The organism is Rathayibacter sp. VKM Ac-2856, assembly GCF_013205055.1.
Taxonomy (GTDB): Bacteria; Actinomycetota; Actinomycetes; order Actinomycetales; family Microbacteriaceae; genus Rathayibacter.
This window is the reverse complement of the sequence record NZ_JABMLF010000001.1, coordinates 84789-107089: the sequence shown is the minus strand read 5'-3', so window position 1 is coordinate 107089 and position 22301 is coordinate 84789. Positions and strand designations below refer to the sequence as shown.

The following is a 22301-nucleotide window of genomic DNA, read 5'->3' as shown; positions in this document are numbered from 1 at the left end:
GCCGGTGCCGTGCGAGAATCTGCGCATGCATGAAGGTATGCGGGTATCCGACCGATCGTCCCCGAGCACCACGACGGAGCAGGCCCCGCTGCGCGACGGTGGCCGCGTGCTCGCGAAGCCGCCGTCGATCCTCGTCACCGGCGCGCGCCTCCCGGAGGTGCGCTGGGCGGCTCTCGCCCTCGCGCTCTTCCTGATCGCCTGGCCGCTGCAGCTGGCCGGCGCCCCGGCGCCGCTGTGGTGGGCGCTGTACCTCGCCTGCTGCTTCGCGGGCGGGTGGGAGCCCGCAGGGGCCGGTCTCAGCGCCCTGCGGGAGCGGGTGCTCGACGTCGATCTGCTGATGATCGTCGCGGCGATCGCCGCCGTGTCGATCGGCCAGGTCTTCGACGGCGCGCTGCTCGTCGTGATCTTCGCGACCAGCGGGGCCCTCGAGGCGCTCGTGACGCAGCGCACCGCCGACTCTGTGTCGAGCCTGCTGGCGCTCGCGCCGGAGCGGGCGACCCGGCTGATCCCGAGCGACGACGGGGACGACGTCGAGACCGTCCCGACGCGGCAGCTCGTCGTCGGCGACCTGATCCTCGTCCGCCCCGGCGAGCGGATCGGCGGCGACGGCGTCGTGGTCGACGGCGTCAGCGAGGTCGACCAGGCGGCGATGACCGGGGAGTCGGTGCCGGTGCGGCGCGGCCCCGGCGATCGGGTGCTGTCCGGGACGGTGAACGGCACCGGTGCGCTCTCGGTCCGGATCGAGCGCGCCGCGAGCGATTCGGTGATCGCGCGGGTGGTGACCCTGGTCGCGGAGGCGTCCGAGACGAAGTCGACGCGGCAGATGTTCATCGAGAAGGTGGAGCAGCGCTACTCGCTCGGCGTGGTCGTGGCGACCCTGCTCGTCTTCGCGCTGCCCCTGGCGCTCGGCGAGGACTTCCGCGACGCGCTGCTGCGCGCGATCACGTTCATGATCGTCGCCTCCCCGTGCGCGGTGGTGCTGTCGACGATGCCGCCGCTGCTCGCCGCGATCGCGAACGCCGGCCGGCACGGCGTGCTCGTGAAGTCCGCGACCGTGATGGAGCGCCTGGGCCGCACGCGCCTCGTCGCGTTCGACAAGACCGGAACCCTCACCGAGGGCGCGCCGGTCGTCCGCATCGTCTCGGCCGCCGAGGGCGCCTCGGAGGCGCAGGTGCTCCGCTGGGCCTCCGCCGTCGAGCAGCACAGCGAGCACCCCCTCGGGCGCGCGATCGTCCGTGCGGCGGGCGCGGGCGTCCCTCCCGCCGCGGAGGTCCGGGCACTGCCCGGCCGCGGTGTCGAGGGCGTCGTCGACGGCGTCCCCGTGCGGGTCGTGCAGTCGGCCGAGCGCCCGGACACCGTCGGGACCGTCGTCGACGTCCTCGTGGACGGGATGGTGCGGGGGACGATCGTGCTCGAGGACGCCCTGCGCCCCGACGCCGCCGCTGCCGTCGCGCACGCGGCCGCGCTGACGAGCGAGCCGGTCCATCTGCTGACCGGCGACAACGAGCGCACCGCCGCCGACATCGCCGAGCGCACCGGCATCACCGCGGTGCACGCGCGGCTGCTGCCCGCGGACAAGGCGGCGACCGTGCGCGAGCTCGAGGAGCGCGGCGTCCCGGTACTGCTCGTCGGCGACGGCGTCAACGACGCGCCCGCCCTCGCCTCGGCGAGCATCGGCATCGCGATGGGGCGGCACGGCTCCGATCTGGCCCTCGACACGGCCGACGCGGTGATCGTCCGGGACGACCTCACCGTCGTCCCCACGGTCGTCTCGCTCTCGCGCCGCGCGCACCGCTACGTGGTCGCGAACCTGATCATCGCGGGCACCTTCATCGCCGTCCTGGTCACCTGGGACCTGATCGCCACCCTGCCCCTGCCGCTGGCGGTCGCCGGTCACGAGGGATCCACCGTCGTCGTCGCCCTGAACGGCCTGCGCCTGCTCCGCAACTCCGCCTGGCGCTGACCCGCGGCCGCCCTCGTAGGCTCCTCCGCATGGATCCGGATGTGCTGACCTCCTACGCGCGTCGCGCCGCGGAGTACACCGAGCTGCTGGGGTCGATGGCGGCGGTGCACCCCTCCGATGCGCAGCTCGTCACCGCGTGGGCGGAGTCGGTGGACGGTCCGCTGCTCGATGCGGGCTGCGGGCCCGGGCACTGGACCGCCCATCTCGCCGAGGGCGGCCGGGACGTCCGCGGTGTCGATCAGGTCCCCGCCTTCGTCGAGGGCGCGCGCACCGCGCACCCCGGCGTGAGCTTCTCGGTCGCGAGCATCGACGCGCTGCCCGACCCCGACGGGACCTACGGAGGAGTGCTGGCCTGGTACTCGCTCATCCACCACGAGCCGACGGGCGTCCGGTCGGTCCTGGAGGAGTTCCGGCGGGTGCTCCGTGCCGACGGGCGCCTCCTCGTGGGCTTCTTCCTCGGCGACGCCGTCGAGCCGTTCGACCACGCGGTCGTCACGGCCTACCGCTGGCCCGCCGACGCCCTCGCGGACGAGCTGCGGGCCTGCGGATTCGCGGTGATCGAGATCCACACCCGCACCGCGGCGACCGACCGGCCTCGGCCCCACGGAGCGATCCTGGCGAGGGTCGGGACCACCGCGGGCTGAGGCAGCGGCGGGTGGCGGAGTGCGGGTGCGTCCCCTCGCGCACCGGGTCCCAATGCTCCGACACGGCCGGGCCGACCCGCGCGGGCATGACAGGATCGGCGCATGGACGAGGACCGCGCCGTGGACGACCGCGACAGCCTGTACGTCGAGCTCGCCGTCGAGGTCTTCGCGATGCTCGCGGACGCCACCCGGGTGCGCATCGTCCTGGCGCTGCGGGAGGGCGAGCGCTCGGTGACCGAGCTGGCGGCGCTCGTCGACAAGGCGCCCACCGCGGTCTCGCAGCACCTCGCGAAGCTGCGGCTGGCGCGGATGGTCACCACCCGGCAGGACGGCACCCGCGTCTTCTACCGCCTCGTCGACGAGCACGCGCGGCAGCTCGTCACCGACGCGATCCACCAGGCGGAGCACTCCGTCGACTCCTCGCCCCGGCACCACCGCCTCCCGCCGTCCGCCGACGGTGCCGCGCGCGGGCTTCCGCGATGACCGCTGAGCGGTCGTCGACCCCCGGGGCGGCCGTGCCCGTCGTCGTCGCGGTGCTGCTCCTCGTGCTGGCGGGCGCTGTCGGGCTGGCGGCCTCGCTCCTCCTGTGGGATCCGAGTGAGACCTGCCGGACCCGCGGCGGCGCGTACCTCACCTCCGAGACGATCCTCGGCAATCCGCTCTGCTCCGACGGCTCGACGGTCCAGCCGATGTGGATGACGGTGACGACGACCGCCGCGCTGCTCGCGGCCGCGGTCTGCGTCGCGATCGCACTCGTCCGACACGTGCGGCGCGACGATGGGGAGGAAGCGCCGCCCGCGGTCTCGCACTGGTCCTGAGCCGCCCTGATTCAGAGCCGCACCAATCCTGAACCGCACGGCTCCCGAGCCGCACGACCCGTCGTTTCCCGCCACTCCTGAGAAATCTCGAAGTCCGGGTGAACGCTCGCCCTCCTCCGGCAGTACCCCTCTCCGAGTCGCCGATCTGCGGCGGCCGACAGTTTCGAGGAGTACACGATGAGCAGGACCTTCAAGACGGGCATGACCGCGATCGCCGTGGCCGGTGTGATGGCCGTCGCCCCCGCGCTGGCCGGTGCGAGCAGCGCTGCTCCCGCCGCCGCGTCCAGCACGTCCGCCAGCGCGGCCGACAGCACCCTGATCAACGCCGCCCGCGCCGTCGCGGCCAAGCTGCGCGTCGTGGGCCTGGCGGGCGGCGGCACCGAGCTGGTGCAGTTCAACCCGCTGAAGCCCGGCACGGTGAGCAACCGCGTCAAGGTCACCGGCCTGACCGGCGGAGACACCTCGCTGGTCGGCATCGACTACCGCGTGCAGGACGGCAGCCTGTACGGCGTCGGCAACACGGCGGCCAGCGCCGGCGTGTACTCCATCAACACCTCCACGGGCGTGGCCACGCCGGTCACGCGCCTGACCGTCGCGCTGAGCGGCACCAGCTTCGGCGTCGACTTCAACCCGGCCGCCAACGCCCTCCGCGTCGTCAGCGACACCGGCCAGAACCTCCGCCAGCCCTTCGCCACCCCGGGTGCCGCGACGGTCGCCGACGGCGCGCTCAGCTACGCCGCACCGGCCGTGGCCACCGGCGTCAACGGAGCCGCGTACACGAACAACGACCTCGATGCGAACACCGCGACCACGCTCTTCGTCCTGGACACCGCGCTCGACCAGATCGCGATCCAGTCCCCCGCCAACGCCGGCACGCTGGCTCCGACCGGCAAGCTCGGCGTCGACGCCGCCGGTGTCACCGGCTTCGACATCTACTCCGTGCTCCGCAACGGCAGCTCCGTCGGCTCGATCGGCCTCGCGGCCGTGAACGGCTCGCTCTACGAGGTCGGCCTGCTGAACGGCACCGCCACCCGGCTCGGCACCCTCGGCGCCGGCGTCACCGACATCGCGATCCCGCTCGTCCAGCGCTGAGCGGTCCCGCTCCGTCGCTCCCGCCCAGCCGGCCGCCGCTCCCCCGGGAGTGCGGCCGGCTGCGGCGTTCCGGGCCGGGCCCGAGCGCCGTTCCCGACCGATCTCCCTCCGAGCGAGGCCGAGCGAGCCCGAGCGGTACGGTGCAGGAATGCCTCGTCAGAACGCGGGCGGCGAGCCGCTGAGCGGCGGGCTCCCCCGGTGATCCCCTCTCCGACCGTGCGCCTGCGGTTCCGCCCGATGGGGCACGACGACCTCGAGGACATGGCCGCTCTCCTCGGCGATCCGGAGGTGATGGCCTTCTACCCGCGGCCCAAGACGCGGGACGAAGCGCTCCAGTGGATCGAGTGGAACCTCGGCGGCTACCGCGATCACGGCCACGGCCTCTGGATCATCGAGACGCGCGACGGCGAGTTCCTCGGCGACTGCGGCCTGACCCGGCAGCTCGTCGACGGCGTGCAGGAGCTGGAGGTGGGCTACCACGTCCGCACCGCGATGCAGGGCAGGGGGTACGCGACCGAGGCCGCCGCGGCCTGCCGCGACGCCGCCCTCCAGCACGCCCTCGCGGAGGAGCTCGTGGCGATCATCCATCCGGACAACGGCGCGTCCCGGCGGGTGGCGGAGAAGATCGGCATGGACCGGTCCGGCGACGACGGGGAGGGCGACCTCCGGCGCACCGTGATGCGCCTGCGACTCTGACTTTCGAGCTGCGCGGGGCGCAGACTCCGTGCAGGCGGCGACGTCCCGCGGCGTCCTCGCGGCGGGAGCGGCGGCGGCGTGCGGGGTCTGCGTAGCCTGGCGTGATGTGGTTCGACTCCTGGTCCGATGTCCTCCGCACCCTCCTCGTGGGCGCGACCTCCTATCTGACGCTGATCGTCGTGCTGCGCGCGTCCGGCAAGCGCACGCTCAGCCGGCTGAACGCGTTCGACTTCGTCGTGACCGTCGCGCTCGGCTCGATCCTCGCGACGATCCTGCTGAGCAGTGACGTGTCCTGGGCGGAGGGGACCGCGGCGCTGGTGCTGCTCGCCGCGCTGCAGTTCGTGCTCGCCTGGTCGACCTCGCGCTGGCGCTCCCTCCGGTCGGTGGTGACGTCGTCGCCGCGGCTGCTCCTGCGGGAGGGCGTGCTCGACGCCGAGGCGCTGCGGAAGGCGAGGCTGTCCCCGGCCGAGGTGCGCCAGGCGGTGCGCTCGAGCGGCTCCGGCGACGTGGCCGACATCGCCGCCGTCGTCCTCGAGGGCGACGGGTCGCTCAGCGTGATCTCCCGCTCGCAGCTCGGCGACGCCTCCGCTCTCGAGGACGTCCGCCGATGAGCGCGCTGTCGTACTTCGGCGAGGGAGTCAGCGTGGCGGAGTGGCCGACCGGCGAGTGGGTCGTCGACCCGGCGACGCAGGTCGAGTGGCCGGTCCCCGAGGGGGTCGCGCCCGAGAGCGTTCTCGAGCACGCCCGCAAGGCTGACGCGGGCGAGCTGCTCGATCTCCGCTTCTTCGTGTCGTGGGGAACCGACGGGCTGCTCTGGGACATCGAGGGGCCCCGCGAGTCGAACGACCTGGGGCTCTCGCCCGAGCTCGACGCCGCGCTCAGCGCGTGGCGCGACGTGTGCTTCACGCACTGCCCGGTCTTCGAGGGCTGGGACGGCACCGTGGACGTCGACGCGTGGGAGGAGGACGGCGCGCAGCTCGCCCGCCGCGTCCAGCGGGAGCTCTACGGCGTCGCGCGCGTCCTCTCCTCCTACGGGCCCTGACTCCGCCGGAGACTGCGCTCACGCCGCGCCGGACACCGCGCGGCAGACGACAGGGCTCAGTCGGCGAGACCGAGCCGCGCGGCCGCCCGGCTCACGAAAGGCTGGCGCTCCCTCCGGGCCCGGTCCATCGTCCGCTGCACCTGCAGCGGATCGGCCTCCGGGCGGCCGGGCGATCCCGCGTCGAAGGGCGGATGCGGGTCGTACTCCATCGCGAGCTGGACTACTCGCGCGGTCGCCTCGTCGTAGACCTCCGCGGCGACCGTCAGCGCGAAGTCGATGCCGCTGGTGACCCCGCCCCCGGTGATCAGGGTGCCGTCGCGCACGACCCGGGCCTGCTCCGGGATCGCCCCGAGCTGCGCGAGGAGCGGGTGCGAGGCCCAGTGCGTCGTCGCCCGACGCCCGGTGAGCAGGCCTGCCGCGCCGAGGACGAACGCGCCGGTGCAGACGCTCGTGACGTAGCGGGCGCTCGCCGCCTGCCGCCTCACGAAATCGAGCGCCACCGGATCGTCCATCAGCTCGAACGCGCCCTGCCCGCCGGGCACCATCAGGACGTCGGCCGGGGGCGCGTCGTCGAAGGTCGTGGTCGAGAGGATCGAGAAGCCCGAGTCGGTGGGGACGGGCTCGAGACGGTGCCAGGCGAGATGGATGCTCGCGCCCGGCAGGCGGGAGAAGAGCTGCACCGGTCCGGTGAGGTCCAGCTGGGTCACCCCCGGGAACAGCAGCGAGACGAAGGAGATCGAGGAGGTCACCCGGTCATCCTCGCCCGGGAACCCCACCCGACGCGGCAGTGGCGGGCGGACGCCGCGTCACGCGTCACCTCGGAGACGAGCCCGGCTCGGCGGCTACCCTCGACGCCGGTGGAAGGACCGGAAGGGGATTCGGATGCGGAAGCAGATGCGACGGTGGGGCGTTCTCGTCGGCTCGCTGGCGGCGGCGCTGGTCGGGGCGATCCTGGTGAACAACACGGACGCGGGCGACGTCGTCGGGCTGCTGCTGATCGTCGGCGGGGTCGTCACCGCCTTCGTCACGACGCCTGCTGACTCGGAGGCGGGCGGCGGTCGTCGGCGTCCGAGGTAGCGCCGTCGGGCCGGGACGACATCGACGGCCGCCGCCCGCATCTCGCTCGGACGGGCCGGAGAATCCCGCGCGCTCTGATCGCGAGTCCCCCGCAGACGGGGCCCGGCGTCGGAGCGCGGTTCGGTGGTGCGCCGCGATCGCCTGCGTAGAATCGCGGCCGTGCCCTCCCCCGAGCTGACGACCGTCTTCCAGCCGATCGTCGATCTCGCGACACGGACCCCCACGGCCTACGAGGCGCTGACGCGGGTGCGGGGCGATGCCGGCGACGTGTTCCCGCTCGCCCTGCTCGAGGCGGCGCGAGCCGAGGGGGCGATCACCGAGTTCGACGAGGCGTGCTGGCGCAGTGCCGTCCGCGGGGCGAGCGCGGCGGGGCTCGAGGCCCCGCACACGCTGTTCGTGAACGTCGAGGCGGAGTCGCTGCAGGGCGGGCTGCTGGAGAAGGTGTCCTCCGCGCACCCGGTCGTCCTGGAGGTGACCGAGCGCGCCCTGCTCTCCTCGCCGGGTGAGCTGCTCGACGTCATCGAGCGCGCGCGCAAGGCCGGCCACGCCATCGCGATCGACGACCTGGGCGTCGATCCCGCGTCGCTCGCCCTGCTGCCGCTCATCGATCCCGACGTGATCAAGATCGATCTGCGGATCATCCAGGGCCACGTGGACAGCGACGCGGCGCGGATCATGAGCACCCTCAACACCCTCTCGGCGTCGCGGGACATCGTGATCGTCGCCGAGGGCATCGAGACGGAGGAGCACCTGCTCACCGCGCTCGCGATCGGTGCGACGCACGGGCAGGGCTGGCTCTTCGGCCGCCCCTCGCCCGAGATCGAGCTCGCGCCCACGGAGCCGCTGCTCGAGCACGACGTCGAGCGCGGAGCCGTGAGCGCCCGCGCCCGGACGCCCTTCGACGTGGTCGCCGACTCGCTGACCTCGCGCCGCTCCTCCCGCGACCTGCTGCTGCAGGTGAGCCACTTCCTCGAGGCGCGCGCCCGCGCCAGCGGGGACTCGGCGATCCTCCTCGCGACCTTCCAGCAGGGGTCGAACATCACGCCTCGCACGGCCGACCGGTACGAGGTGCTGGCGCGGGAGTGCGCGCTCGTCTTCGCCTTCGCGACCGGGCCGGAGGCGCCCCTGTCGCCCGCGATCCGGGTGCAGCGGATCGACGACGACGAACCGCTCGCGGCGGAGTGGGACGTCGTGGTCCTCACCGCCGACTTCGCGGCGACCCTCGTCGCCCGGGAGGTCGACCCGGCGCACCACGCCATCGGGCTCTACGACTTCGTGCTCACCCACGACCGCGGGCTCGCCGTCGAGGTCGCCCGCCGGCTCCTCCGCCGCACGACGCAGGACGACTGACCCGCCCGATCCCGCGCCGCCCGATCCCGCGCCGCGCTGTCAGCGGTCGTGCGTACGGTGGGCGGACGGATCGCGGCACTCCCGCCCGCGGTTCGCCGATCCTCCAGGAGTCGCGATGCCCACCGGTGCCCGCCTGTCCGTGTTCTTCGACGTCAACGAGACGCTGTCCGATCTGAGCGGGGTCGCCGCGGTCTTCGAGCGGCTCGGCGCGGGCGGGCCGATGATGCGGACCTGGTTCGCGAGCGTCCTCCGCGACGGCTTCGCGCTGACCGCCTCGGGCGGCTCGCCGCGCTTCGCGGAGATCGCGGAGGGCGACGCGCGCGTCCTGCTCGCCGGTCTCGTCGATGCGTCGCAGCTCGACGGCGCGGTGCAGGAGGTGATGACGGCGTTCACCTCGGCGCCGACGCACCCGGACGTGGCGCCGGGGCTGCGGCGCCTGCACGCCGCCGGTCACCGCCTCTTCACGCTCTCGAACGGCGCGGCGAGTTCCGCGGAGCACCTGCTCGAGACCCTGGGCACGGCGGACCTGATCGAGGGGTTCCTCAGCGTCGAGGAGCACTCGCCGTGGAAGCCGGCGCGCGACTCCTACCTCTCGGCGCTCGCCCGGACGGGCACGGAGCCCGCCGACGCGGTGCTCGTCGCCGTCCACCCCTGGGACATCGACGGAGCGGCCCGGGCCGGGCTCTCGACGGTCCTCGTGGACCGCGTCGGGACGCCCTACCCTCAGCACTTCCACCGGGCGAGCCGGACGGTCTCGTCGCTCGCGGACCTCGACCTGGACTGACCTCGGCCGCCCGATGCGGGCGCCGGACAATCGCGATGCCGCGACCCCCGGCCCCCTCGGGGAGACGGGCTCAGAACAGCCGGACCGCGTCCACGGGCTCCGCCAGATCGCGCACCAGCGCCGGGATCCGCTTCTTGAACGCGAAGAAGCCGCGCGAGGCCGAAGGCCAGGCGGTGCCGTCCCAGGCGCGGCGCACGGTGACGAGCGCGATCCCGGCGTCGGCGAGGGCGGGGCGGAGCGCGTCCAGCCGCTCCTGCACGGGGCCGATCGGCGCATACGGGACGACGATCGTGTCCAGGCCCTCGGACTCCGCCCAGGCGACGACGGATTCGGGCCGCGCGTCGGCCAGCACGCGCGCCGGGCGGCCGTCGGCGTCCCGCGTGCGCTCCGCGGCGTCGGCGAGGGCCGCGGCGGTGAACGCGCTCACCGCGTCGGACACGGCGAACGGCGACCGCTCGGACGCGTCGCCGAACACGGCGGCCGCGACGAGCCGGTCCGCGAGGCCGGGCTGCTCCTCGAGGAGGCTCGCCGCGTCGAGGTCCTCCTCGTGCAGCAGCAGGCCGGCGCGGGCGCCGATCGTCCCGGAGACGGCGTCGGGCTCGATCGGCGTGCGCGGCGGGAAGTGCTCCTCCATCAGCGCGGGGGCCGAGGAGGCGAGGTTCTGCGGCGAGAAGCGGCCCTCGGTGTACTTGGCGATGTTGGACGCGGTCGCGAGGTAGGTCTTGCCCGCGGTCTGCAGCCCGGCGACCCAGCGCCAGGACAGGGTGTTCGAGGCGGCGTCGCCGTCGAGCAGGTGCCGGTAGAAGAAGTCGGCGCCGAGCTGCCAGGGCAGGCCGAGCGTGAAGATCCAGATGCTCGCGAACCACATGCGCGTGTGATTGTGCAGGTAGCCGGTCTCGGCGAGCTCCTGCACCCAGGCGTCCATCGCGTCGATGCCGCTCCGCCCGCCGATCGCGTCGCGGTACCCCGACGGCGGATCGCCCGCGGCGAAGTCCCGCACCTCGCGGCGGTAGCGGCGCCACACCTCGGGGTTCTGCTCGAGCCAGCCCTTCCAGTAGGTGCGCCAGAACACCTCCTGGACGAACTTCTCGGCGGCGCTGAGCGTGTGGCGCTCGAGGACGGCGGTGACGACCTCGCGCTCGGTCACGAGCCGGTGGCGGACGTACGGGGAGAGCCCGGAGACGTTGCTCCGGGACGGGCCGAGATCGTGATTGCGGTCGCGGGCGTACGTGCCGCCGGCGCGGGCGACGAAGTCCTCGAGCGCCTCGAGACCGGCGGCTCTGGTCGGGATGAACATCCGCCCATCATCCGGCTCGCCGCGGTGCGAACACTGACAGCCCGCGGTCTCCGGCGGGGCGGCCGGCTCACGCGAGTTCGCGCCTCCCGAGCAGCAGGGTGTTCAGGCCCCAGCCCGCCGCGGTGACGGCGAGCACGGCGCCCGCCATCGCGAGGAGCTGGGCCGGCTGGGTGAGGATCCCGAGGCTGACGATGAGGGTCGTCGCGCCGGCCGGCGGGTGCGGCAGCTTCAGCAGGGTCAGGACGAGCGCGGTCACGGCGACCGAGACCGCGCCTGCGAGCAGGTACTGCGGAGTGATCCCCGCCTCCGGGACCGACGCTCCGCCGCCCGGGCCGAGCAGGTGGAAGCAGGCGAGGCCGGCCAGCAGCCCGACGCCGTGCCCGACCAGCGCGTTCGCGGGGCGCGACGCGGGCTGCTCCGGCGACTCGAAGAAGAGCATCACCGTCGGCCCCAGGCTCGGGAAGAGCCAGGGCTGCCGGAGCGCGAGACCCACCGCGCCGCTGAGGGCGAGGACCACCAGGCAGAGCACCGCCGCGTAGGCCGCGGCACCGGGGCGGGCCCGCCGCAGCCGCACGGCGGGACACGAGACGCTCATGAGGCGACCAGCAGGGCCTGCGGTGCGGCCTGCTTGATCCGGGTCAGCAGCCATGCCTCCTGGTTCGCGGTCTCGGCACGGCAGTCCTCGAGCAGCGCGCGCAGCTCCTCGTCGCGGAGGGCGAGCGCGGCCTGGCGCAGCACCGTCCCGCTGTCGTCCACCAGGCGGGCGAGCACGCGCAGGTCCTGCAGGTCGCGGAGCAGCCCGACCGGCCCGGTCCGCCCCTCGGTGAGCGCAACGGCGTGGAAGCGCGTCGGCTCGTCGTCGGGTCGCTCGCCGTACCGGTCGATCACGGTCCCGAGGCGGCGCGCGTGCTCCTCGCACTGCTCGGCGAGGGTGAGGCAGAGCTCGTGCACGTCGGGCTCATCGCCGTGGGTCGCCGCCACCAGGCGGAACGACTGCCCGAGGACGCGCTCGCCGGAGTGCAGGAGGCCCAGGTAGAGGTCGACGTTCACGGGCGCTCCTCCGCGGTGGCGAGCACGGGCGGGTCGGTCGGGCGGAGCAGCTCCGCCGCCTCGCCGCCGCGGGTGGGCGGGACGCCGGCCGGGTCAGCGGGCCGCGAGGCGGTCGTCGTCGGCGCGGGAGCGGGCCCGCGGGCGTCGGAGACCTTCTCGATCCGCACCGCCGCGACCTTGAAGAGCGGCTGCTTCGAGACCGGATCCCACTCCGTCCGCGTGAGCTCGTTCGCGGCGGTCGGCGCCTCGCCGGGCCCGCTCCTCTCCTCCTGCCAGTAGCCGTAGTGGAAGGGAGCGAACACGCAGCCCTCGCGCACGTCGCCGACCCGCGCCGGCACGACGATCTCGCCGCGGGCGGAGACCACGCGCACCACGTCGCCCTCCGCGATCCCGGCGCGCGCCGCGTCCGCCCGCGACAGCTCGACCCAGGCGGACGGCGCCGCCCGGTTCAGCTGCGGGGCCCGCGCCGTCTTCGTGCGGGTGTGGAACTGGTAGGCCGTCCGCCCGGTGGTGAGGCGCAGCGGGTACTCGTCGCTCGGCAGCTCGTGCGCCGGACGGTAGGGCGCCGCCTTGAGGATCGCCCGCCCGTCCAGCCCTCTCGCGCGGTACGCCTCGGGAGTGATCGACGCGCCCGTCAGCAGGTCGTGGCCGAAGGTCTCGGCCCGGTCGACGGCGGTCGGGAAGACCCCGTCCCCGTAGAGCCGGACGGTGCCGTCCGGGTGCTCGTCGTTGCACGGCCAGGGGATCCCGCTCCCGCCGCGCAGGCGCTCGTAGCTGATGCCGGTGTAGTCGCAGAGCCGCCCGCGCGTGCACTCCTGCCAGGCGCGGAAGCCGTCCTCCGGTCCGCTCCAGCCCAGCAGCGGCGAGCCGTCGTCGCGGCGGAAGTCCATCCGCCGCGAGTAGTCGAGGAGGATGTCGAGATCGCTGCGCGCCTCCCCCGGCGGCTCGACGGCCTTGTCCGAGAGGTGCACGGTGCGGTTGACGTTGGTGAAGCAGCCCTGCTTCTCGCCCCAGCCGGCGGCCGGCAGCACCACGTCGGCCAGCCGGGCGGTCTCGGTGAGGTAGAGGTCCTGGACCACGAGGAAGAGCCCCGGCGTCCGCAGCACCTCGCGGATCCGCCCCGCCTGGGGCATCGACACGACCGGGTTCGTGGCCTGGATCCAGAGGAACGGGATCGAGCCCTGCTCGACGTAGCGGAAGATCTGCATCGCGTGGGTCGGCGGGGACCAGTGCGGGATGCGGTCCGGGTGGACGCCCCAGAGCTCGGCCAGCTCGCGGATGTGCTCCGGGTTCTCCCAGTTGCGGAAGCCGGGCAGATCGCCGTCCGCCCCGGTCTCGCGGGTGTTCTGCGCGGTCGGCTGCCCGTTCATCTGGAGGATCCCGGAGCCCGGTCGGCCGATCCTGCCGGTGAGCAGGTGCAGGTTGTTGACCTGGCAGGCCGCGGCGGTCGCCTGGCTCGACTGGTAGAAGCCCTGCAGCACGGTCGAGAGCACCCGCGGCGAGTCGCGGAAGATCGCCGCGGCCCGGCGCACGTCGTCCGCGTCGACCTCGCAGATGCGGGCGACCTCCTCGGGCGTCCAGGGCTCGACCGCGGCGCGCAGCTCGTCGAAGCCCGCCGTGTGCGCGCCCACGTACTCCTCGTCGACGCCCCCGGTGACGATCAGCTCGCGCACCAGCCCGTTCATCAGCGCCAGATTCGTGCCCGGCTGGACGGCCAGGTGCACCGTCGCGTGCCGGGCGACCTCGGTCTCCCGCGGGTCCACGCAGACCAGGAGCGGCGGGTTCGGGCCGGCGAGCCGGTCGAGCACCCGCATCCAGAGCACGGTCTGCGTCTCCGCCATGTTGTGACCGAAGAGGAGCATCGCGTCGCACTCGTCGATGTCGGCGTAGCTGCCCGGCTGCCCGTCCGAGCCGAAGCTCTCCTTCATCGCCGTCGCCGCCGTCGCCGTGCAGAGGCGGGTGTTGCCGTCCATGTGCGGCGTGCCGATCCCCGCCTTGCCGATGATCCCGAGCGCGTAGTACTCCTCGAGGAAGAGCTGCCCGCTGGTGTAGAAGCCGTGCGAGAGCGGCCCCTTCTCGGCGAGCAGCGCCCGGCTGCGCTCGACGATCCGCCCCATCGCGGTGTCCCAGTCCGTCTCGACCAGGCGGTCCCCCTCCCGGATCAGCGGGCGGGTGAGCCGGTCGCCGCTCGCGACGCCCTGCCAGCTGCCGAAGAGTCCCTTCGGACCGAGCCGCCCGTGGTTGACGATGTCGACGGAGCGGCCGCGCACGCCGACCATGCGCCCGTCCTTGACCGCGATGTCGGTGCCGCAGCCGTTGCTGCAGAGCACACAGGCCGACTGCACCCAGCGGTCGACGTCCTGCTCGGCCACCCCCTCGGCGAGCACCGAGTCGACGCGCACCGGCCACCTCTCCCCCTGCGCGTACGGCGTCCGAGTGCCCCAGATCTCTGCGATGCGATCGATCATGCGGGCACGGTACGCCCGGGCCCGCGGACGAGGGGCCCGGGTTGACAGATCCGGGCTCGACGCGGCGGGTGGAGGCGGCGCACCGCTCCGACTCTCTGCCAAGGTGGGGACGCACCTGATCGTCGGGAGGGCCGACGGGGTGTGAAAGGGGTGGGCGGACGCATGAGCGATACCGGCACCGGATTCTCCGCAGTGCGCGCCGAGGAGCCCCTCGCGCCGTCCGAGGTGCTCGCCGAGCGCGGCACCCCGCGCTCCGTGCAGGCGCTCCGGCTCGGGGTCGGAGCCGCGGGTCTGCTCCTCGCGCTGATCCTGCTCGCCTCCCACGCGGCGGCGCTGCCCGGGCTCTGGCTGGCGTTCCTGGTGCTGCTCGCCGCGATGTGGATCACGGCGTCCTTCCGGCTCGAGCTCGCCTCGGGGATCGGCACGGTCACCTTCGGCGTCGGAGTGGCAGTGCTCGCGTTCCTCGCGCAGGACGTGCCGCGCATCGAGGCACTGCTGCTCTGGGTGCTCGCGATCGCGGTCTTCCAGATCGTCTCGCGGCGCGCGTGGGCGGCGATCGTCTACTGGACCGGGCTCGCCGCACTGTCGGGCGGCGCGTTCCTGCTCGTGCTCTCGCTCTTCCCGCAGACCGGCTGGTGGCCGGTGCTCGCGGCGGTGCCGGCGGTGCTGGCCTACGGTCTGCTCTCCATCGGCGCCGAGTACCTGCAGGCCTGGCTGACGCTCGCCGACGTCAGCGACGTGCCCCGGCCCGCCCTCCGGGCCGACCGCGTGCTGCTGGCTCTCGGGCTCAACACCGTGCTGGTGGCGCTCGCCTACGGGGCGCACCTCTCCGCCGCGGTCGAGCGCATCGACCTCGGCGCGGGTCTGGAGATCCGCTCGGCGAACACCCTCCTGATCGTCGCGCTGGCCGTCGCCGTGGTGAGCCAGTACCTGCGACGCGCGCGGATCGAGCGGAAGCTGAACGCCCTGATCGAGGCGGCGCTCGCGCTGCCGTGGGGGGATCAGGAGGCGATCCTCGAGACGCTGGAGCGGGTGGCGCGCACCGCGATCCCGTCGGCGAGCACGCGGATCGCGACCGTCCCCGGGCGCGCCTTCGAGCTGTCGGCGCCCATCACGACGCCGGGCCAGGGCCTGCGCCACGTCGTGCTGACGCGCCGCCCCGACTCCGGCGGCTTCACCGCGCTGGAGCAGCGCACCCTGCTCGCTCTCGCGCACATCGCGACCCAGGCGCTGTTCGACCGCCGCGCCACCCGGGTCCTCCGCGACCAGGCCACGACCGACACGGTCACCGGTCTCAGCAATCTGCGCGGCCTCTACGAGGAGTTCGCCGCGATCACGGACGCCGAGCAGCGGGCTGTTCTCTTCATGGACCTCGACGACTTCAAGGCGGTGAACGACACGCACGGTCACTCGACCGGCAACGTCGTCCTCCAGGAGGTGGCCGGCCGGATCCGCGAGAGCGTCCGCGCCGACGACGTCGTGGCGCGCATCGGCGGCGACGAGTTCGCGGTCCTGCTCGACTCGGTCACTGCCGGAGCCGTCGCGCTCCGGATCGCGCGCGCCGTCGAACGGCCACTCGTGGTCGGCGACGCCGAGCTCCACCCCCGCATCAGCATCGGCGCTCCGGTCGCCGTCGACGGCGGATCCTTCGACCGGGTGATGCAGGAGGCCGACGAGCGGATGTACGAGACGAAGAAGGACCGCAAGAGCGGAGAGCCCACGGGCGGCGACCTCGTCGCCGAGATCCGCAGCGCGGTGATCGAGGGAGCCGTGCGGGTCGCCTTCCAGCCCGTGATCGACGTCGCCGAGCGGCGCATCGTCGGCTTCGAGGCGCTGGCCCGCTACACGCGGCCCGACGGCACGGCGCTGAGCCCCCTCACCCTCGTCGACGTCGCCCGCTCGCTGGGCGTGCTCGACGAGCTGACGGTGCAGATCGTCGACCAGGCGGTGGCCGCGATGATCGAGTTCCGCGCGATCGATCCGTCGGTCTCGTTCCTCAGCGTCAACATCGAGGCCGAGCAGCTGATGCACGACGGCGTCACCGAGGCGATCTGCGCGCACCGGACGGCTGAGCAGGGCATCCAGCTCTGCCTCGAGCTGACGGAGGGGTCGATCGGACACGTCGACGAGGCGGTGATCGAGCGGGTCCGTGCCCTCACCGCGGACGGCATCGCGATCGCACTGGACGACTACGGGCAGGAGCACGCGGCGGCGGCGGCGCTGCTCACGGTGCCGCTGAGCATCGTCAAGATCGACCGCGTCTTCCTCGCCGACGAGGAGAACCCACGGCACGCCACGATCCTCCGCTCGATCATCAACCTGGTCTCGGACCTGGAGATGCACACGATCGTCGAGGGCGTCGAGACGCCGTCGGCGCACGAGCTGCTGACGACCCTGCACGCCGACCGCGCTCAGGGGTACTACTACGGTCGCCCGCTCTTCCCGGAGCTGGTGAAGGAGCGGCTGCGCGCGACGGGGACGGCGGCGATGCCCGCGGGGTCGGAGGGCGGCGCGGACCTCAGCTGAGCGGGACGGCCGCGGCCGGTCCGCGGCGGGCGGGGCTGCATCGCTGAGCGGGGCCGGCGCTGAGCGGGGCCGGCGCTGAGCGGGGCCGGCGCTGAGCGGCGCGGTCGCTAGTCGGCGGAGGAATCCTCGGCCGCCGTGACGCGCTCGTCGGTGATGATCGCGAAGGAGGACTGCGGCGTGACGAGCAGGCGGGCCTCGTTCGCGCGTCCCTCGCCGTGGGTGACGCTCAGCCACTGCGGGCGCTCCGACGACAGGGCGGCGTCGACCTCGGCGCGGAACTGCTCCGGGCTGCGGTCCGTGACGGAGTAGCGCCTGCTGTCGTAGACGATGTCGAAGCGTGTCATCGGTGCTGCTCTCGTTCTCTGCGGTGCGGTGCGGTGCGGGCGCGGTCGTGCGCGCAGCCCACTGTCCGCCAGCGGCCTCGCGCTCGCAACAGAGTGCGGACGACGCCGAGGAGTGCTAGGAGCGTCGGCCCCGCGCGCTCAGCGGCCGAGCGTGACGCTCGGGTACTCGCCGAAGCGCGCGGCGTAGGCGGCGGAGAAGCGGCCGAGGTGCGCGAAGCCCCAGCTGCGCGCGACGGCGGCCACCGTGGCGCGGGCGGGATCGGCGAGCCGCAGGTCGGTGCGCACCCGGTCGAGCCGCACGTCGCGCAGATAGGCGAGCGGCGTGGTGCCGAGCAGCCGCTGGAAGGCGACCTGCGCGCCGCGGACGCTGAGGTGCGCGGCGCCGGCGATCTCGACCGGTCCGATGGGGAGCGCGGCGTTCTCGTGCACGAACTCGACCGCCGCGCGGACGCTCGCGTGCCGGGGCGCCGCCAGCACCTCGGGCAGCACGGCGCCCTCCGGCGGGTACAGCTCGAGGAAGGCGGCCGCCGCCCGCCGGGTGAGCCGGTCCCAGAGCAGCGGCGTGACCCGGCCCGTCCGCAGCGCGGCCGAGGCGCCGCCGATCACGGCGTGCCACTGCTCGACGGCGTCCGGATCGACGCGGTGCTGGTGGTCGAGGCGCAGGGCACCGGTGCGCCGGTAGCCGCGCTCGCGGGCGATCCGGCCGACGTGGGCGCGGCCGAGGTGCACGAGCTTCTGGTCGTAGTCGGTGAAGGCGAAGCGGAACGGCCGGTGCGCGGGCACCAGCAGCGGCACTCCCGGCTGCATCGCCACGAGATCGCGGTCGACGTCGACGACCGCCTTCCCGCCGACGATCCACTGCACGACGTAGTCGCCGCCGGCCGGGTCCCGGCCCTGCGCCGACCCGCTCATCCGCGAGGTGCGCAGCGTCATGGCGGAGTCGCCGAGCGCGGCGTAGCGGAAGGAGAACGGCTGCTCGGTGGGAGTGACGGACCATCCCGTCCCCGAGTAGAAGCCGCCCAGCAGCTCGGACGCGCGGTCGACGTCGCTGCCGGCGACCTCGATGCGGATCCTCCCGCGGGCGTCGAGGGTCGCCGCTCCCCCGGGATCAGACGGCACGTCGCCGCATCCCGTCCGGTGCTCCGGGCCGCTCGAGCACCGCGGCCAGCCGCTCCAGAGTGACGACGACGGTGTCGATGACGGCGTCGTCGAGCACGTCGATCAGCGCGGACGCCTCCCGGTCGGCTTCGCCGAACGCGTCCTCGACCGCCTCCCGCCCGCGAGGGGTGAGCGCGAGCCAGCGCCGCCGTCCGTCCGACTCGTCCTCGACGCGCTCGAGGTGGCCCGCGTCGACCAGGCGCTTGGACACCATCGACGCGGCGGCGCGCGTCACGTCGAGCCAGGCGGCGAGCTCGGCGAGGGTCACCGAGGAGTCGCGGGTGCGGGCGAGGTACTGCAGCGCCGCCACGTCGGTCGCCCCGAGACCGAGCCGCGCCCGCCCGCGGGCCGTCAGCCGGCGCTGCGCGTCCTGGGCGTGCACCACGGCGTCGACGATGCGAGCCGCGCGCCCGCTGCTCGGCTCGAACCCCTCGTGCTCGGCCATCGCGCCGCCTCCCGCCTCGCCCGTGTCGGACCTCCCCCGCGCCGGAGCGCACGCCTGGCCGGGGACGGCGTCGAGAGCGCTCGTCGACGGGCCGGACGAAGAAGGAGAACCGGTAAAAAAGTTACCTTCTTCGCGAGGATCGGGCAATGCGACGGTCGTCGCCCGCGTCGACGACGTGCCGGCAGCCGAAGCCGTCGAGACCGGAGCGCTCGGTCCGCAGCTCGATCCTCAGGCGACGATCGTCCTGTCGACTGCGGGCGCCGGCGGTGTCGAGGGCTCGCAGCTGCCGGAGGCGCTCGGCCGCGGCCGTCCGGACGTCCAGGCAGGAGCTGGACAGGCGGAGGCGCTCCAGCAGGTCGAGGAGGAGCGCGTGCTCCGTCGCGAGGGAGTGCAGGCGCTCGATCCGCGGCGGTCTGCGAGCGGGGCGCCGCACGCGGTGCACGCGCCCGCCTCCGGTCTCGGCGCGGGTGCCGACGGTGTCCGGGCGCGGCGACATCGGCTCCGCCGCTCTGCGATCAGCGCTCATGCCGCTCCCCGACCTCTCCGTCTCGTGATCGTTCCCGTGCGGCGGGGTGTCGGCCCGCCCCGGCGGGGAGGGGCTGTTCCCCTCCACCCCTCCCCGCGGCGGCTCCGCGGGTGGCCCCGCCGAGCCTGTCAGCCGTCAGGAGGCGTCGGAGATCTCCGCGACGGTCTCGCCGACGTCGGACGCGTCGAGCGCGCGGGCGATGTCGGCCTGCGCGATCATCCCGACCAGGTCGTGACCGTCGATGACCGGGAGCCGGCGGACCTGGTGCCGGCGCATCACGTCGAGCGCCACCTGCACGTCGTCGTCCGCGCCGATCGTCACCGTCTCGCCGCCGGCGAGGCTGCTCGCGGTCTCGGTCGACGGGTCCTTGCCCTCGGCGACCACCCGCACGACGATGTCGCGGTCGGTGATCACGCCCTTCAGCCGCTTGTCGGAGCCGCAGATCGGCAGCGCTCCGACGTCGAGGTCGCGCATCTTCTGCGCGGCGACCTGCAGCGTCTCGTCCTCCCCCACGCACTCGGCCTCGGGGCTCATGATCTCGCGTGCACGCATGGCGCGTCCCTTCTCTCGTGTCTCTCTCGTTCGTCGCGGCACCGGTAGCGCCGCGCTCCCAGTCCAGGAGCCGGGCCGGGATCACAGAAGGGGGTTGCCCACGAAGGGCTCGAGCCTCTGGTGCACGAGCAGCGCGAGGAGGACGACGAGGGCCGCGAGGGCGATCGACCCCATCAGCGAGGCGAGCACCCGGTTGCGGGTCCGCGGGGGCCGGACCATCAGCGAGCAGGCGAGCATGGCGGCGTAGAGGAGCGCGATGACCACGATGCCCGTCGCCGGGATCGCCGTGGTCAGGCGCAGCGCGGCGATGAGCACGCCGAGCGCGATGGCGGCGAGGAGGCCGCCGGGCACCAGCCAGAGGTGCCGCCGGCCGTCCTGCAGGGCGGTCTGCTCCCGGACCCAGCCCGGGTCGGGGGTTCTGCGTGCGTGGTCCATGGCCTCCGCCTCCCGCCTCTCGGGGTCGTCGTCCGGCTCTCGGGGCTCCGTCGAGGTCCGCTCCAGTGCACGTCGCGCTCCTCTCCGCGGTCAGGGGGCTTGACCCCGGCGCCGGAGCGGAAGGCCGCCGCGCGGTGCGGGGCGGACGCCTCCGCTCACCTCCGCGCGGGTGCTCGGCCGCGTGCCGCGTGTATCACCGCACCCGTGCCCTGGCCAGGCCCTCGACCTCTTCGGAGGCCGATCCGTAGCGTCCCCTGCAACGGCCGCCGGTCGCCCCGGCTCATCGGCCGCTCATCGAGAGGACGGCACCATGACGAGCACGACGGACCTGATCAGGACCTACCCGAAGGACCTCGGCGGCATCGACGCGGACGCGCTGGCGGCGTGCATCGACGCGTGCCTGGACTGCGCCCGGACCTGCACGGCCTGCGCCGACGCCTGCCTCTCCGAGGACTCGGTCGCCGAGCTGGTCACGTGCATCCGCACCGACCTCGACTGCGCGGACATCTGCGCGACGACCGCCTCGGTGCTCTCCCGGCACACCGGCTACGACGCGAACATCACCCGCGCGATCCTGAACGCCTGCGCCCAGGCCGCCCACACCTGCGCCGAGGAGTGCGCGAAGCACGCGTCGATGCACGACCACTGCGCGATCTGCGCGGACGCCTGCCGCCGCTGCGAGCAGGCCTGCGAGAGCCTCCTCGCCTCGCTCTGATCCGCCGCCGCACCCGCACCCGCATTCGCACGACGGAAGAAGGAGTCACCATGAAGGCAGTCGTCTGGCACGGAGTCGGGGACATCCGACTCGACGAGGTCCCCGAGCCCACCCTCCGCGACGAGCACGACGCGATCGTCCGGATCACCCGCAGCGCGATCTGCGGCACCGATCTGCACTTCGTCCGCGGCACGATGGCCGGGATGAAGGAGGGCACGATCCTCGGCCACGAGGCCGTCGGGATCGTCACCGAGACCGGCGCCGCCGTCCGGGGCCTGCGACCCGGCGACCGGGTCCTCGTCAACTCGACCGTCTCGTGCGGAGCCTGCCGCTACTGCCGCGAGGGTCACACGGCGCAATGCGACGTCGCGAACCCGAACGGGCCGCAGGCCGGCACCTCGTTCTTCGGCGGTCCCGAGTCGACCGGCCCGGTCGACGGGCTGCAGGCCGAGTACGCGCGCATCCCGTGGGCGCAGAACACGCTGACGAGGCTCCCGGACTCGATCACCGACGACCAGGCGCTCCTGCTCTCGGACATCTACCCGACCGCCTGGTTCGGCGCGCAGCTCGCCGGGGTGAGCCGCGGCGACGTCGTGGTCGTGCTCGGTGCGGGGATCGTCGGCCAGTTCGCGGTCGTCTCGGCCTTCCAGCAGGGCGCCGGCCGCGTGATCGTCGTCGACGGCCACGCCGACCGGCTCGACCGCGCCCGCACGCTCGGCGCCGAGGCCGTCGACTACACCGCCGAGGAACCGGTGCAGACGATCCTCGACCTCACGAACGGCATCGGCGCCGACTGCGTCATCGACGCCGTCGGCGTGGACGCCGAGCGTCCTAAGACGGGGCCGGCCGCGGTCGGCGGCGAGGAGGCCGAGGCCTTCGACGCCGAGGTGCAGCAGACGGCTCCCGACGCGGACCCGCACGGCGATCTCTGGCGTCCCGGAGACGGCCCGTCGCAGGCCGCCCGCTGGGCCGTCGAGGCGGTCGCCAAGTACGGGCGCATCGGCATCATCGGCGTCTACTCCCCCGCCGTCGAGACGTACCCGATCGGCGCGGCGATGAACAAGAACCTCACCGTCCGGATGGGGAACTGCGACCACCACTCGGTCACGCCCCCGCTGATCGACCTGGTCGTCACCGGGGCGTTCGACCCCGCCGCCCTCATCACCGAGCACGAGCCGATGACCGACGTCCTCGCCGCCTACGAGTCCTTCGACCGCCGCGAGCCCGGCTGGCTCAAGGTGGCCCTGTCCCCCACTCGACCCACCTGACCCACCCACCCCACGCCCGATCCCCCTCCGCGAGATGCCACTTGTGCACGC

25 protein-coding genes are annotated in these 22301 nt (G+C 73.8%); 14 read left to right on the top strand and 11 right to left on the bottom strand.

Features of this window, described 5'->3' with window-relative positions; all coding sequences use genetic code 11:
• Nucleotides 1-25 precede the first annotated feature (25 nt).
• The 8 genes from HQQ82_RS00440 to HQQ82_RS00405 all read left to right on the top strand — a co-directional run bounded on the left by HQQ82_RS00440 (nucleotide 26) and on the right by HQQ82_RS00405 (nucleotide 6255).
• Nucleotides 26-1963, top strand: coding sequence for a heavy metal translocating P-type ATPase (locus HQQ82_RS00440; protein ID WP_301952378.1), 1938 nt, complete (start codon nucleotides 26-28; stop codon nucleotides 1961-1963).
• Nucleotides 1964-1992: 29 nt separating this feature from the next.
• Complete coding sequence (locus HQQ82_RS00435; protein ID WP_173231139.1) at nucleotides 1993-2607, top strand: class I SAM-dependent methyltransferase; 615 nt, start codon at nucleotides 1993-1995, stop codon at nucleotides 2605-2607.
• Between the two features lie 102 nt (nucleotides 2608-2709).
• On the top strand, nucleotides 2710-3090 hold the full coding sequence (locus HQQ82_RS00430; protein ID WP_173231138.1) for a metalloregulator ArsR/SmtB family transcription factor: 381 nt from the start codon (nucleotides 2710-2712) through the stop codon (nucleotides 3088-3090).
• A complete protein-coding gene (locus tag HQQ82_RS00425) occupies nucleotides 3087-3425 on the top strand; it encodes a hypothetical protein (protein WP_173231137.1) in 339 nt (112 codons plus the stop codon). The genes HQQ82_RS00430 and HQQ82_RS00425 overlap by 4 nt, the downstream gene beginning before the upstream one ends.
• A 177-nt stretch (nucleotides 3426-3602) precedes the next feature.
• Nucleotides 3603-4517: a DUF4394 domain-containing protein gene (locus tag HQQ82_RS00420; protein WP_216848108.1), complete on the top strand. Its 915-nt coding sequence runs from the start codon at nucleotides 3603-3605 to the stop codon at nucleotides 4515-4517.
• A gap of 198 nt (nucleotides 4518-4715) precedes the next feature.
• A complete protein-coding gene (locus tag HQQ82_RS00415; protein ID WP_173231136.1) occupies nucleotides 4716-5213 on the top strand; it encodes a GNAT family N-acetyltransferase in 498 nt (165 codons plus the stop codon).
• A 104-nt stretch (nucleotides 5214-5317) separates the two neighbouring features.
• Nucleotides 5318-5824, top strand: a complete 507-nt coding sequence (locus HQQ82_RS00410) for a DUF421 domain-containing protein (protein ID WP_173231135.1) — start codon at nucleotides 5318-5320, stop codon at nucleotides 5822-5824.
• Entirely contained in the window at nucleotides 5821-6255 is a 435-nt protein-coding gene (locus HQQ82_RS00405; RefSeq protein WP_173231134.1) for a hypothetical protein, read from the top strand. Before HQQ82_RS00410 ends, HQQ82_RS00405 begins: the two co-directional genes overlap by 4 nt.
• A 56-nt stretch (nucleotides 6256-6311) precedes the next feature.
• Here the strand turns inward: HQQ82_RS00405 and HQQ82_RS00400 are convergent, their stop codons facing one another.
• Nucleotides 6312-7004 carry a DJ-1/PfpI family protein gene (locus tag HQQ82_RS00400; RefSeq protein ID WP_173231133.1) on the bottom strand — a complete coding sequence of 231 codons (693 nt, stop codon included), beginning with the start codon at nucleotides 7002-7004 and terminating at the stop codon, nucleotides 6312-6314.
• 133 nt (nucleotides 7005-7137) lie between these two features.
• Here HQQ82_RS00400 and HQQ82_RS00395 point away from each other — a divergent pair, with 133 nt between their 5' ends.
• The 3 genes from HQQ82_RS00395 to HQQ82_RS00385 all read left to right on the top strand — a co-directional run bounded on the left by HQQ82_RS00395 (nucleotide 7138) and on the right by HQQ82_RS00385 (nucleotide 9466).
• Nucleotides 7138-7332, top strand: a complete 195-nt coding sequence (locus tag HQQ82_RS00395) for a hypothetical protein (protein WP_173231132.1) — start codon at nucleotides 7138-7140, stop codon at nucleotides 7330-7332.
• A gap of 159 nt (nucleotides 7333-7491) precedes the next feature.
• Complete coding sequence (locus tag HQQ82_RS00390) at nucleotides 7492-8682, top strand: EAL domain-containing protein (RefSeq protein WP_173231131.1); 1191 nt, start codon at nucleotides 7492-7494, stop codon at nucleotides 8680-8682.
• A gap of 115 nt (nucleotides 8683-8797) precedes the next feature.
• Nucleotides 8798-9466: a haloacid dehalogenase type II gene (locus tag HQQ82_RS00385; protein WP_173231130.1), complete on the top strand. Its 669-nt coding sequence runs from the start codon at nucleotides 8798-8800 to the stop codon at nucleotides 9464-9466.
• A 70-nt stretch (nucleotides 9467-9536) separates the two neighbouring features.
• On the opposite strand, the gene HQQ82_RS00380 is transcribed toward HQQ82_RS00385, so the two are convergent.
• The 4 genes from HQQ82_RS00380 to HQQ82_RS00365 form a co-directional block, all read right to left on the bottom strand.
• Complete coding sequence (locus HQQ82_RS00380; RefSeq protein WP_173231129.1) at nucleotides 9537-10763, bottom strand: FAD-binding domain-containing protein; 1227 nt, start codon at nucleotides 10761-10763, stop codon at nucleotides 9537-9539.
• 67 nt (nucleotides 10764-10830) lie between these two features.
• Entirely contained in the window at nucleotides 10831-11358 is a 528-nt protein-coding gene (locus tag HQQ82_RS00375; protein ID WP_173231128.1) for an HPP family protein, read from the bottom strand.
• Complete coding sequence (locus HQQ82_RS00370) at nucleotides 11355-11813, bottom strand: hypothetical protein (RefSeq protein WP_173231127.1); 459 nt, start codon at nucleotides 11811-11813, stop codon at nucleotides 11355-11357. Before HQQ82_RS00370 ends, HQQ82_RS00375 begins: the two co-directional genes overlap by 4 nt.
• The gene (locus tag HQQ82_RS00365; protein WP_173231126.1) at nucleotides 11810-14281 is read right to left on the bottom strand and encodes a molybdopterin oxidoreductase family protein; all 2472 of its coding nucleotides are present in this window, start codon (nucleotides 14279-14281) and stop codon (nucleotides 11810-11812) included. Before HQQ82_RS00365 ends, HQQ82_RS00370 begins: the two co-directional genes overlap by 4 nt.
• A gap of 162 nt (nucleotides 14282-14443) precedes the next feature.
• On the opposite strand from HQQ82_RS00365, the gene HQQ82_RS00360 reads away from it, so the two are divergent.
• Nucleotides 14444-16807, top strand: coding sequence for a bifunctional diguanylate cyclase/phosphodiesterase (locus tag HQQ82_RS00360; protein WP_173231125.1), 2364 nt, complete (start codon nucleotides 14444-14446; stop codon nucleotides 16805-16807).
• Between the two features lie 107 nt (nucleotides 16808-16914).
• On the opposite strand, the gene HQQ82_RS00355 is transcribed toward HQQ82_RS00360, so the two are convergent.
• From HQQ82_RS00355 to HQQ82_RS00330, 6 genes are all read right to left on the bottom strand, one after another.
• Entirely contained in the window at nucleotides 16915-17151 is a 237-nt protein-coding gene (locus HQQ82_RS00355; protein ID WP_173231124.1) for a hypothetical protein, read from the bottom strand.
• A gap of 138 nt (nucleotides 17152-17289) precedes the next feature.
• On the bottom strand, nucleotides 17290-18270 hold the full coding sequence (locus HQQ82_RS00350; RefSeq protein WP_173231123.1) for a helix-turn-helix domain-containing protein: 981 nt from the start codon (nucleotides 18268-18270) through the stop codon (nucleotides 17290-17292).
• Nucleotides 18260-18754, bottom strand: coding sequence for a MarR family winged helix-turn-helix transcriptional regulator (locus tag HQQ82_RS00345; protein WP_173231122.1), 495 nt, complete (start codon nucleotides 18752-18754; stop codon nucleotides 18260-18262). The genes HQQ82_RS00350 and HQQ82_RS00345 overlap by 11 nt, the downstream gene beginning before the upstream one ends.
• Nucleotides 18755-18875: 121 nt before the next feature.
• Nucleotides 18876-19280: a hypothetical protein gene (locus HQQ82_RS00340; RefSeq protein WP_173231121.1), complete on the bottom strand. Its 405-nt coding sequence runs from the start codon at nucleotides 19278-19280 to the stop codon at nucleotides 18876-18878.
• A gap of 135 nt (nucleotides 19281-19415) precedes the next feature.
• Nucleotides 19416-19832 (bottom strand): CBS domain-containing protein, encoded by a 417-nt coding sequence (locus HQQ82_RS00335; protein WP_173231120.1) that lies wholly within the window; start codon nucleotides 19830-19832, stop codon nucleotides 19416-19418.
• Nucleotides 19833-19913: 81 nt separating this feature from the next.
• On the bottom strand, nucleotides 19914-20267 hold the full coding sequence (locus HQQ82_RS00330; RefSeq protein WP_173231119.1) for a hypothetical protein: 354 nt from the start codon (nucleotides 20265-20267) through the stop codon (nucleotides 19914-19916).
• A 310-nt stretch (nucleotides 20268-20577) separates the two neighbouring features.
• On the opposite strand from HQQ82_RS00330, the gene HQQ82_RS00325 reads away from it, so the two are divergent.
• On the top strand, nucleotides 20578-20982 hold the full coding sequence (locus HQQ82_RS00325) for a four-helix bundle copper-binding protein (RefSeq protein WP_173231118.1): 405 nt from the start codon (nucleotides 20578-20580) through the stop codon (nucleotides 20980-20982).
• Nucleotides 20983-21032: 50 nt separating this feature from the next.
• Nucleotides 21033-22250 carry an alcohol dehydrogenase catalytic domain-containing protein gene (locus HQQ82_RS00320; protein ID WP_173231117.1) on the top strand — a complete coding sequence of 406 codons (1218 nt, stop codon included), beginning with the start codon at nucleotides 21033-21035 and terminating at the stop codon, nucleotides 22248-22250.
• Nucleotides 22251-22301 lie beyond the last annotated feature (51 nt).